The organism is Frankia nepalensis, from assembly GCF_016786325.1.
In the GTDB taxonomy this organism is placed as follows: domain Bacteria; phylum Actinomycetota; class Actinomycetes; order Frankiales; family Frankiaceae; genus Pseudofrankia; species Pseudofrankia nepalensis.
In genome coordinates this window covers 1-10,480 of the sequence record NZ_JADWYU010000095.1, presented here as the reverse complement: position 1 = coordinate 10,480, position 10,480 = coordinate 1, and the positions used below count along the sequence as shown (strand labels likewise).

The window sequence follows — 10,480 nt, the reverse complement described above, 5'->3', positions numbered from 1 at the left end:
GTTCCGCGGAACGTGATGATCGTTGGTTCCGCGGAACGTGATGATCGTTGGTTCCGCGGAACGTGATGATCGTTGGTCGTCTGTCAGGCGATGGAATCCGCCGGGACGCCGCCCGGGAGGGCGTACCAGCCGGGTGCGACGGCGACGGCCAGGCCGTCGTCGAGCAGCCCGCGCAGCGCGCGGTCGCGCTGGACCGGCTCGTCCCAGACGGCGTCGAGCAGCGCGGCCTCGATGGGGCCGTCGGCGTCGCGCAGCACGGCGAGCAGCCGGCCGCGGACCTGCCGGTCGGTGCCCGCGTATCCCTGCGGCTTGCGGGCGGGGCCGTCGGCTGGCGGGCTGCCGGCGATCAGCCAGCAGCACCGCTCCCGCACGGGGCAGCCCGCGCACCGTGGCGTCCGCGCCACGCAGACCAGGGCGCCGAGTTCCATGAAGGCGGCGCTTGCCTGGGCCGCGGTCTCCGCGTCTTCCGGCAGCAGGTCCTCGACCAGCGCCAGGTCGCGGCGGCCGATCGCCGTGGGGCCTTCGGCGGTGCCCTCGACGGCGCGGGCGATCAGGCGGCGGACGTTGACGTCGATCACGGCGTGCCGCTGCCGGAACGCGAACGCCGCGACCGCGCGCGCCGTGTAGGTGCCGACGCCGGGCAGGGCGAGCAGCGCCTCGAGGTCGTCGGGGACGGCGCCGCCGTGCCGCTCGACCATGGCGACGGCGGCCTGGTGCAGCCGCAGCGCGCGGCGCGGGTAGCCGAGCCGTCCCCACATCCGCACCGCCTCGCCGCTCGGTTCCGCGGCGAGCGCCGCCGGCACCGGCCAGCGGGCCATCCAGGCCTCCCACGCGGGCAGCACCCGGTTGACCGGGGTCTGCTGAAGCATCACCTCGCTGACCAGCACCCCCCACGGGCCCGCCTCCGGCCGGCGCCACGGCAGATCCCGGGCCACGAGCCCGTACCATTCGAGCACGATCTCGGCGAAGCCCTGGTTCCCGTCCATCAGGGCCATCGTGCCAGCCTGCTCCCGGAGACCGGGCCGCGGCCCCGGCGCTCCAGACGCGAGCAGTTCGGCCCGCCCGGGGCGGGTCAGACCGTGAGCGTGGCGATGACGCCCTGGACCCTGGCCGCCACCTCGGGGGGCAGCGGCGCGTAGCCCAGGTCGGCGACCGATGCCTGGCCCGCTTCGGAGGCGGTGTAGGCGAGGAAGGACTTCACCAGCGCGCCGTTCTCGCCGATGCCGGCGGTGCAGACGATCTCGTACGAGACCAGGTACACCGGGTAGGCACCCGGAGTGGCGGTCGTGTAGTCGAAGGTCAGGACCAGGTCGGCACCCTCGCCGATCTTGGCGGACGACAGGCCCTTGGAGGCCGCGTCCGAGCTCACGTCGACGTACTCGCCGGCGGCGTTCCTCACGGCGACGGCGGACAGCCCGGCGTTCTCGGCGTATGACAGCTCGACGTAGCCGATCGCGCCCTCGGTCGACTTCACGGTGGCGGTGAGGCCCTCGCTGCCCTGGGCGCCCCGGCCGCCCGGAGCCTTCCAGTCGGAGCCGGAGCCGAAGGTCCAGTCAGCGCCGCCGGCGCCCGTCAGGAACTTGGTGAAGTTGTCAGTGGTGCCGGAGCTGTCAGAGCGGTGCACCGAGGCGATCGCGACGTCCGGCAGCGAGACGCCAGCGTTCTCCGCGGTGATCGCCGGGTCGTTCCACCTGGTGACGGCGCCCGAGAAAATCCTGGCGATCGTCGACGGCGACAGCTTCAGCGAGTTCACACCCGAGAGGTTGTAGACGATCGCGACCGGGCCGACGACCATCGGCAGGTCGACGACGGTGCCACCGGTGCAGCGCGCGGCGGCGGAGGTCTCCTGGTCGTCCTTGATCGCCGAGTCGGAGCCCGCGAAGTCGACCTGCCTGTTGATGAACGCCTGGCGCCCGGCGCCGGAGCTCGTCGCCTGATAGTTGATGTCCGCGCCGGGGCAGGTTACCTCGTAGGCCGTCACCCACTCGTCCATCGCGTTCTTCTGCGCCGAGGAGCCCGAGCCGTTGATGCTGCCGGTCGCGCATTCGATGGCCGACCCCTCGGCGGTCGCGCCCGCCGACGTGGTGGCGGCGTCCGGAGTGTCGGTGTCGTCGTCCGGGCCACAGGCCGCGACGCCGAGCAGCGCGACGAGCGCGATGCCGAGCACGGCGGTCAGGCGCCTTTTCCCCTTCACTAGCGAGCTCTCTCCTCTTCACGCTTTCCGGCGAGCAGTTGTGTCCCCCACGGGAAGGGTGTCGGCCGGCATCGAAGCACGGAGGACATCCGCTGCTACGCCTTCCCCTCCCAGCCCCGTGATCGGCCGCGGCACCGGCGTCGACCCCACTGGGGTGATCCCAGGCCGGGCGACCACGTTGCCGGCGTCGCGGTAGGCAAGGCCGCCGGCGCAGGTCACGGCCGTACCGTTGACACCGATGTAAGTCGTTGACGACCTTGCCGGTCCTCGGGTCGAAGTCGAGGACGGCGACGCCACCGAAACGACAGGTTCTGCCACGTAGGCGGGCGGCCAGCCCAGTGCACAGGTTGACACCACCGCCGCACCAGCACGGGTGCCGCGGACGACGCGACCATGAATCGTCAGCGAACAGCCTTCAGGGATCCAGCGCGGGAGCCGGCGAAGCGGGGGGGCGCCCAGGGGCGGACATCCGTAGCTGAGGGCCAGCGGGAAGCTGACCATGGCGTCTCCCCACGGACCTGCTTCGCGGATCCGTGGGACCCCCGCGGCGAACTGAGTTCGCCGTTCTCCCTACGCGTACCGCTCCAGGATGGAGGACTCGGCGAGGCGGGAGAGGCCCTCGCGGACGGTCTTGGCGCGGGCCTCGCCGACGCCCTCGACGGCCTGCAGGTCGTCGACACCGGCGGCGAGCAGCTTCTGCAGCGTGCCGAAGTGGTCGACGAGGCGGTCGACGATCAGCCGGGGCAGCCGCGGGATCTTGGCGAGCATCCGGTAGCCGCGCGGGCTGATCTGGCGGTCGAGGACGTCCGTGCCGCCGCCGAAGCCGAGGGTCCTGGCGAGCGCGGTCAGGTCGAGCAGGTCGGTCGCCGACATCGCGGCCAGGTCGACGAGCACCTCGGTGGGGCTGTTGACCTTCGTGCTGGTCGGCAGGTAGTCGCGCACCGTCAGCTCGCGCTCGGTCTCCACGCCGGCCATCAGCTCCTCGAGCTGCAGCGACAGCAGCCGGCCGTCGGTGCCGAGCTCGACGACGTAGCCCTCGATCTCGTCCGCGATCCGGCGGACCATCTCGAGGCGCTGCAGGACGGAGATCGCGTCCCGTACGGTGACGAGATCCTCGATCTCCAGCGCGGACAGCGTGCCGGCGACCTCGTCGAGGCGCAGCTTGTAGCGCTCCAGGGTCGCGAGCGCCTGGTTGGCGCGGGACAGGATCGCGGCCGAGTCGTCGAGCACGTAACGCCGGCCGGCGACGTAGAGCGCGATGATCCGCATCGACTGGCTCACCGAGATCACCGGCAGGCCGGTCTGCTTGGCGACCCGCTCCGCGGTGCGGTGCCGCGTCCCGGACTCCTCGGTCGGGATCGTCGGGTCGGGCACCAGGTGGACCGCGGCGCGCACGATCCGGTTCAGGTCGCTCGACAACACGATCGCGCCGTCCATCTTGGCGAGCTCGCGCAGCCGGGTCGCGGAGAACTCGACGTCCAGCTCGAACCCGCCGGTGCAGATCCCCTCCACGACCTTGTCGTGGCCGAGGACGATCAGCCCGCCGGTGTGACCACGGAGGATGCGTTCGAGTCCGTCGCGGAAGGGGGTTCCGGGCGCCACCGTGGCCAGCGTGGCCCGGAAGGCGTCATCCCCGGGTGGTCCTGCCATCAGGCTTCCTCTGCTCCTCCCGCCGAGACCCGCCGGTCACGCGACCGGTGGGCGTCCCCCCGGCAGGCACGGCGGGCCACCGGGAAGCTGACCACCGCGCCGCTCCGCCGGTCCGCCTCGCGGACTGACGGAGACCTCACGGCGTCCACGAGACGCCGCCGTGGTCCCTTACCACGGGCGCCATGCTATCGAGCGGGTTTGCTACCACTACCGTGGGCCTCCAACTCGGCTACGCGGACGACCAGATAAACGTTGGCCAATCGCTAACCGACATACATATTGCTGATCGCCGTATTCACGTCCGTCACCTCGGTGACGGTCATCCCCTCTGGGGTCATCCCGGACAGCCGGGGGACCAGCGCCCGCCGGAAGCCGAGCCGGGCCGCCGCCGCCAGCCGCCGCTCGACGCCGCTGACCGCGCGGATCTCCCCGGTGAGCCCGACCTCGCCGAGGGCGATCAGGTCGGGCGGGACCGCGCGCTCCTGCGCAGAGCTCACCATCGCCAGCGCCACGGCCAGGTCCGCCGCCGGCTCGTGCAGCCGGACACCGCCGATCGACGCGGTGAAGATGTCGGACCCGCCCAACATCGCGAAGCCAGCCCGCTTCTGCAGCACCGCGGTGATCATCGCGACTCGGGAACCGTCGAGCCCGGAGACCGCGCGCCGGGGCGGCAGCGGAGCGGGGGCCGCCCCGCCCGCGCCACCCCCACCGCCCTTGAAAGGGGAGCTCTGCTGCGCGACCAGCGCCTGCACCTCGGCGACGAGCGGCCGGCGGCCCTCGACCATCACGGTCACGCAGACGCCGGGCACGGCGCTCGCGGTGGCGCCCCTCGACAGGAACAGGCCGCTCGGGTCGGCGATGCCCCAGATGCCGTTCTCGTTCATCTCGAAGCAGCCGACCTCGTCCGTCGGCCCGTACCGGTTCTTGACGGCTCGGATCATCCTCAGCGCGGTGTGCTGGTCGCCCTCGAAGTGCAGCACCACATCGACGAGGTGCTCCAGCAGCCGCGGCCCGGCGACCGAGCCGTCCTTGGTGACGTGCCCGACCAGCACGGTCGCCAGGCCCAGTGCCTTGGCCGTCCGGATCAGCGCGGCGGCGACCTCGCGCACCTGGGTCACGCCACCGGCGACGCCGTCGACACCGCTCGCGGAGATCGTCTGCACCGAGTCGACCACCAGCAGGGTGGGCTTGACCTCCTCGACGTGGCCGAGCAGCGCGCCGAGGTCGGTCTCGGCGGCCAGCCACAGGTCGGCGTGCAGGGTGCCGGTGCGCCCGGCGCGCAGCCGCACCTGGGCCGCGGACTCCTCGCCGGTGACGATGAGCGCCCGGTGCCCGGCCTCGGCACTGCGCGCCCCGACCTCCAGCAGCAGCGTCGACTTGCCCACCCCGGGCTCGCCGGCGAGCAGGATCACGGCGCCGGGGACCATCCCGCCGCCGAGCACCCGGTCGAGTTCGTCGACGCCGGTCGCCCGGCGTTGGGCGGGGGTCGGGTCGACCTCGGTGACCGGCCTGGCCGGCGTGGTCACCAGGGCAGCCGCGGTCGCCCCAGAGCCCGGGACGGCGGCCTTGCGCGGCGCGGCGCGCTGGGCCTCCAGCGTTCCCCACGCCTGGCAGCGCGGGCACCGCCCGGCCCACCGGATCGCCTCGGTCCCGCACTCGCTACACCGGAACCCCCCGTCGGCGCGCGACCTGCTCGACCCGCCGCCACTGGAACGCGAAACCGCCATGGCGAGAAATTAACGGCCAGGTCTGACAACCCGGCCCGGCCGGCTCGCCAGGAACGGCCAGCGGCCGGCGGGCCGTGGCGACGCCCGGCCGGGTCAGCCGGCGGTAGGGGTCGCGGTCGTGGTCGGCGTGGCACCCGCCGTCGGGGTCGCGCCGGCGGTCGGGGTCGCGGTCGTTCCCGCGGTCGGCGACCCGGTGGCGTTCGCCGTGGCCGTGGCCGTGGCCGTCGCTGTCGCCGACGGCGTGGCGGTGGGCGCGGCGGAGGCGCCCGGCAGCGGCTCCTCGACGGGAACGTCGAGGGTGACGGAACCGGCCTTCGCGAACGTGAAGGTCACCTTCGTCGCCGCGCCCACCGGCAGGTCCTTCTTCAGACCCGTGAGCGTCGGGGCCGAGCCGTTGGCGATGTAGATCTGCCCACCGGCCGGCGCGAGCGTCGCGGGGCTGCCGGGGGAACCACCGGACGCGTCAGGCGACGAGATGCCGATCAGCTCGTCGTCCTCGGCGCCGCCGTTGAACAGCGCCGAGATGACCTGGGCGTCCTCGCCCTGCTCGGCGGGGCCGGCGATGTAGACGTTGCGCAGGTCGATCGTGCCCACGGCGCCGGCGGCGCTGTTGGTCGTGGTCCGCGAAAGGTTCGTCATCGCGTCATTGCCGCTGGCGCAGGCCGCGAGCGCCGGCGCGCACAGCAGCGCGGCGGCGGCGAGCGTCGCCGCGCCACGGCGAAGCGGGCGGGCCGAGGCGACGCCGGCGGCGCGCGAGGTGGGCTGAGCGGACGGTGCGGCGGGACGGCGCGGGAAGGCTACGCTGCGCGCCCCCGGACGGCGGCTCACGGCTCGGTGACTCCTGTCGTGCGGGCGCCGGCACCCCGAGAAGGGCGCCCGCGCTGGTCCAGTTGCGCAGCCGGACGACATTACGGGCCTCGGACGGGCTGCGCGGGGGCGCCTTCGGCTGCTCGGCGCTAAGACTAGCCACCTGCTATCGGCACGTGCCTCGCGCCAGCGGCCAGCCAGGCCGGGGTGTGACACCTGCCTCCCCTCGGACAGGCCGAAGCAGGCCCGGCGCCGCCCCACAGGTCCCGCGCATTCACGGCCTGGGAGCGGCCTGGCCTGGGAGCGGCCTGGGGGAGGAGCGCGACGGCCCGAGGCCGAGGTGAACGGTCCGAGGCCGGGTGATCCGAGGCCGGGTGAGTGGCCCAGGACCGGGGTGAGTGGCCGCCCAGGGTGGGCTGGCGCGCGGGGCGCGCGGTCGCCCCGCGGCCGGCAAGGGGGTCGGTATGCCCTTGTGGGGACGTGATCTTTACGAGATCATGTCATGGTGGCGGATCAGCAAGTCGGCCGTGCCGGTGAGAATCTTGTGATTACTCGCGGCCGCCCGGGGCGCGCCGCGACATTGCCGCCCACCCGGGCGCTTGGACCTCACGTCCGTGAGTGACGCCGGAATGCGACGCTCCGAGGCGCCGGCCGAGTTCACCGGCCCGGCGTGGGATCGCCGGGCCGGCCGTCCGGCCCTGATCACCGTGACGGTCGGTATCCGCCGGCCGGGGGTGTCCCGCCCGCCCACGACAGGGTCCGGGGGAGCCGGCCCGCGGGTGTGGCGCGCGTTTCAGCAGGTCGGACGATGGTCGGACAGTTCGGTCAGTTCATCCGGGGGACGGCGCTGTTCCGGCGCGGGTCGGTGTCACGGGGTGTTCGTGGTGGGCGGAGCGTGGCCAGAACGCTCCGGTGCGCCTCGCTCGAGTGTGCCGCTCGGCTCAGCGCGACCCAGCATGCGTCTGACCTGCAGCGATGCGTGCGTGTTACGCTGGTAGAGGCGGAAGGGGCACGTGACACATGGCTTTCCAAGTCGGCGAGACCGTCGTTTACCCGCATCACGGGGCTGCTCTCATCGATGCGATTGAAACGCGCGTCATCAAAGGTGAAGAGAAACTCTATCTCGTGCTCAAGGTGGCTCAGGGCGACCTGACCGTGCGCGTACCGGCCGACAACATCGGCATGGTCGGTGTGCGCGACGTCGTCGGCCAGGACGGCCTGGAGCGCGTCTTCGAGGTGCTGCGCGCGCCGCACACCGAGGAACCGACCAACTGGTCGCGTCGGTACAAGGCCAACCTCGAGAAGCTCGCCTCTGGCGACGTGAACAAGGTCGCGGAGGTTGTCCGTGACCTCTGGCGTCGCGACCGCGAGCGTGGGCTGTCGGCCGGCGAGAAGCGCATGCTCAGCAAGGCCCGGCAGATCCTCGTCAGCGAGCTCGCGCTCGCTGAGGGCACCAACGAGGACAAGGCAGAAGCAATGCTCGACGAGGTGCTCGCCGGATAGCGCCCGGTCCCGCCGAGGCGGGCTACCCTGCTCGCCGGCCTCTGGCCGGCTTGGCAGGGCACCCGCAATGTCTTTCCGGGGGGCACCCAGGCCCCCGGGGGCGGGCCGCCCTGCTCGCCGGCCTCTGGCCGGCTTCGCGGGGCGCCCGCGATGTCTTTCCGGGGACACCCTCGGGATCCGGGGCTCATCCTGCTGACCGGCCTCCTGGCTGGCTCAGCCGGGCTCCCGCGGTATGTCCGAGGCTGTGTCTGGGCCTGAGGTCGCGCGGCGCTCGGTGTGGCCAGCCGCGGGGCGTGTCGATCGGGGCGAGTTCGCTTCATAAGGGTGAACCCGTGGCGCCATGAACCGGCCTGTTTGCTGGTGAAGCGGGCTACCTCGTTGTTGGCAGGTTGCCAGCTTCGAGGTGGCCCGCTTTGCTTGTTCGGCTGCTCATGGTCGCCGAGGTCGGGCCCTGGTGCTTCGGCAATGCGTGAGTACCAGTTGGGATCTCCTCGCTCGGCGGCGGGCCGTGCCGGCGGCGGCTCGTTTGTGGGGCGCGGGGGCGGCCGGTAGGTTCGCAGGCGAGCTTTGGTCGGTCGCGGGCGGCCTCAGATGGCTCGACCGACCGGTCGTGGTGTCCGATGACGCGCCGGCTGGCTTGGGCGACCAACCATCGGTGGCGAGCCTGTTTGGACTGGATGCTGGTGAGGTCTGAGATCGAGCGAGGTCCGCGGTGACCGCGTCACAGGCGCGGGTGGCCGTGGTGGTGCCGGCCGCGGGACGAGGCGAGCGCCTGGGCGGTGGCGTGCCGAAGGCGCTGCGGCCACTCGGCGGCCGTCCGATGCTGGTGCACGCCGTGCAGTCGTTGGCGACCGCGGAGCTGGTGTCGCAGATCGTCGTGGCGGCTCCGCCCACCCTGGTCGAGGTGGTGAGCCGCCTGCTCGGCCCGGACGTCCGCGTCCTGCCGGGGGGCGCCGAGCGGATCGACTCGGTGCGCGGGGCGCTGCGCGCCCTCGACGACGACATCCGGGTGGTGCTGGTGCATGACGCCGCGCGCCCGCTCACGCCGCCGTCGCTCGTCGACGCGGTGGCGCGCGCCGTGCTCGGCGGGCTGCCCGCCGTCATCCCGGTGCTGACGCTGGCGGACACGGTCAAGGAGGTCGACGCGGACGGGCGCGTGCTGCGCACCCCGCCGCGGGGCGGCCTGCGGGCCGTCCAGACCCCGCAGGGCTTCCGCCGGGAGGTGCTGGAGGCCGCCTACACCAGCTCCGACGGAGACGGGCCGGCGGTGACCGACGACGCGGGCCTCGTCGAACGGCTGGGAGTGCCCGTGGCGACCATCCCCGGCTCCGACGAGGCGTTCAAGGTGACCAGGCCGGCGGACCTCGTCTTCGCCGAGGCGCTGCTCACCCGTCGCCCCCTGGCCGAGTCGGGCAGGACGTCGTGACGGCGCCCGCCCCCACGCCCGCCCCCATGCCGGCGTCCGCTCCGGGCGCCGTCCCGGTGGCGCTGCCCCGCGTCGGGGTCGGCGTCGACGTGCACCCGTTCGAGGAGGGCCGGCCCTGCTGGGTCGCCTGCCTGCTCTGGGACGGCGAGACCGGTCTCGCCGGGCACTCCGACGGGGACGTTGCCGCGCACGCGGCCTGCGACGCGCTGCTGATCGCCTCCGGGATCGGTGACCTCGGCAAGGTGTTCGGCACGGACCGCCCCGAGTGGGCGGGCGCGTCCGGCTCCGCGCTGCTCGGTGAGACGGCCCGGCTGCTGGCGGTCGACGGCTGGTTGATCGGCAACGTGGCGGTCCAGGTCGTCGGGAACCGCCCGAGGATGGCCAAGCGGCGCGACGAGGCCGCGGCGGCGATGTCCTCGGCGCTGGGCGGCGCGCCGGTCAGCGTGTCCGCGACCACCACCGACGGCCTCGGCCTCACCGGCCGCGGCGAGGGGCTGGCCGCCATCGCGACGGCCCTGGTCGCCCGCCTTCCCGGCTGACCGGCTGACCGTGGTTCCGCCTCGACCGAGGCGGAACCGGTGGGTCGACGCCGGCCATCACGTCAACGATCTATCACCGTTCGAGCTGACCGGGTGGCGCGTTGATGCCAAGTTGGCATCGCGGCGAGCTCCCGCGGCCGCCCGGGCCACAGGGTGGTGCTTGCCCGAGGCCCGATCCGCGCCAGCCCTCGTCGCGGAGCTGACGGGCCGACCCGGCCGCCGGTTCGCGCACATATCTGGTGATCAACAATCGCCTGGAGGCCGGGCGGTCTCGATGATCGCCGGTTCTGTACGCCTTCCGACGATTTCTGCCCGTTTTGTCCCCGAATCCTGCGCAGATCCAACGATCAAGCGGGCGGACCCGCCCAAGCCGGATGATCGAAAACCAAAGATCATTTGTCGTGTACACAGTTCGACACCCCAACGCGCGGAGCGCCGATGGGCGCGCCGGAAACCTTGGCGCCAACCGGCCGCGATCCTGGCCTCGGACTGGTTCGGCCCCGGATTTCTGGTGGGGGCTCGTACCGGTTGGGTCGGGGCGCTCAGCGCCCCGACAGGCGGAGCGCCGATGGGCGCGCCGGAAACCTTGGCGCCAACCGGCCGCGATCCTGGCCTCGGACTGGTTCGGCCCCGG

General features: G+C 73.0%; 8 protein-coding genes. 3 read left to right on the top strand and 5 right to left on the bottom strand.

The window, feature by feature from the left end; genetic code table 11:
- Positions 1 to 83: 83 nt before the first annotated feature.
- From I6A81_RS07995 to I6A81_RS07975, 5 genes are all read right to left on the bottom strand, one after another.
- Positions 84 to 995: an HhH-GPD family protein gene (locus I6A81_RS07995; RefSeq protein WP_203003301.1), complete on the bottom strand. Its 912-nt coding sequence runs from the start codon at positions 993 to 995 to the stop codon at positions 84 to 86.
- A gap of 77 nt (positions 996 to 1,072) precedes the next feature.
- Positions 1,073 to 2,194 carry a phosphate ABC transporter substrate-binding protein PstS gene (gene pstS / locus I6A81_RS07990; protein WP_203003302.1) on the bottom strand — a complete coding sequence of 374 codons (1,122 nt, stop codon included), beginning with the start codon at positions 2,192 to 2,194 and terminating at the stop codon, positions 1,073 to 1,075.
- A 570-nt stretch (positions 2,195 to 2,764) separates the two neighbouring features.
- A complete protein-coding gene (gene disA, locus I6A81_RS07985; protein WP_203003303.1) occupies positions 2,765 to 3,844 on the bottom strand; it encodes a DNA integrity scanning diadenylate cyclase DisA in 1,080 nt (359 codons plus the stop codon).
- A 263-nt stretch (positions 3,845 to 4,107) separates the two neighbouring features.
- Positions 4,108 to 5,571, bottom strand: a complete 1,464-nt coding sequence (gene radA / locus I6A81_RS07980) for a DNA repair protein RadA (RefSeq protein WP_203003304.1) — start codon at positions 5,569 to 5,571, stop codon at positions 4,108 to 4,110.
- Positions 5,572 to 5,664: 93 nt separating this feature from the next.
- Positions 5,665 to 6,399 (bottom strand): copper chaperone PCu(A)C, encoded by a 735-nt coding sequence (locus tag I6A81_RS07975; RefSeq protein WP_203003305.1) that lies wholly within the window; start codon positions 6,397 to 6,399, stop codon positions 5,665 to 5,667.
- Positions 6,400 to 7,398: 999 nt separating this feature from the next.
- Between I6A81_RS07975 and I6A81_RS07970 the strand changes: the two genes are divergently transcribed.
- The 3 genes from I6A81_RS07970 to ispF all read left to right on the top strand — a co-directional run bounded on the left by I6A81_RS07970 (position 7,399) and on the right by ispF (position 9,846).
- On the top strand, positions 7,399 to 7,881 hold the full coding sequence (locus I6A81_RS07970; RefSeq protein WP_007512332.1) for a CarD family transcriptional regulator: 483 nt from the start codon (positions 7,399 to 7,401) through the stop codon (positions 7,879 to 7,881).
- 712 nt (positions 7,882 to 8,593) lie between these two features.
- Positions 8,594 to 9,307: a 2-C-methyl-D-erythritol 4-phosphate cytidylyltransferase gene (ispD, locus tag I6A81_RS07965; protein WP_203007330.1), complete on the top strand. Its 714-nt coding sequence runs from the start codon at positions 8,594 to 8,596 to the stop codon at positions 9,305 to 9,307.
- Between the two features lie 26 nt (positions 9,308 to 9,333).
- A complete protein-coding gene (gene ispF / locus I6A81_RS07960; protein WP_203007331.1) occupies positions 9,334 to 9,846 on the top strand; it encodes a 2-C-methyl-D-erythritol 2,4-cyclodiphosphate synthase in 513 nt (170 codons plus the stop codon).
- Positions 9,847 to 10,480: the final 634 nt, after the last annotated feature.

Bases quoted from the DNA above. Each gene is read 5' to 3' on its own strand.
- I6A81_RS07995 (WP_203003301.1), bottom strand. From the start codon at position 995: ATGGCCCTGATGGACGGGAACCAGGGCTTCGCCGAGATCGTGCTCGAA.
- disA (WP_203003303.1), bottom strand. From the start codon at position 3,844: ATGGCAGGACCACCCGGGGATGACGCCTTCCGGGCCACGCTGGCCACG.
- radA (WP_203003304.1), bottom strand. From the start codon at position 5,571: ATGGCGGTTTCGCGTTCCAGTGGCGGCGGGTCGAGCAGGTCGCGCGCC.
- I6A81_RS07970 (WP_007512332.1), top strand. From the start codon at position 7,399: ATGGCTTTCCAAGTCGGCGAGACCGTCGTTTACCCGCATCACGGGGCT.
- ispF (WP_203007331.1), top strand. From the start codon at position 9,334: ATGCCGGCGTCCGCTCCGGGCGCCGTCCCGGTGGCGCTGCCCCGCGTC.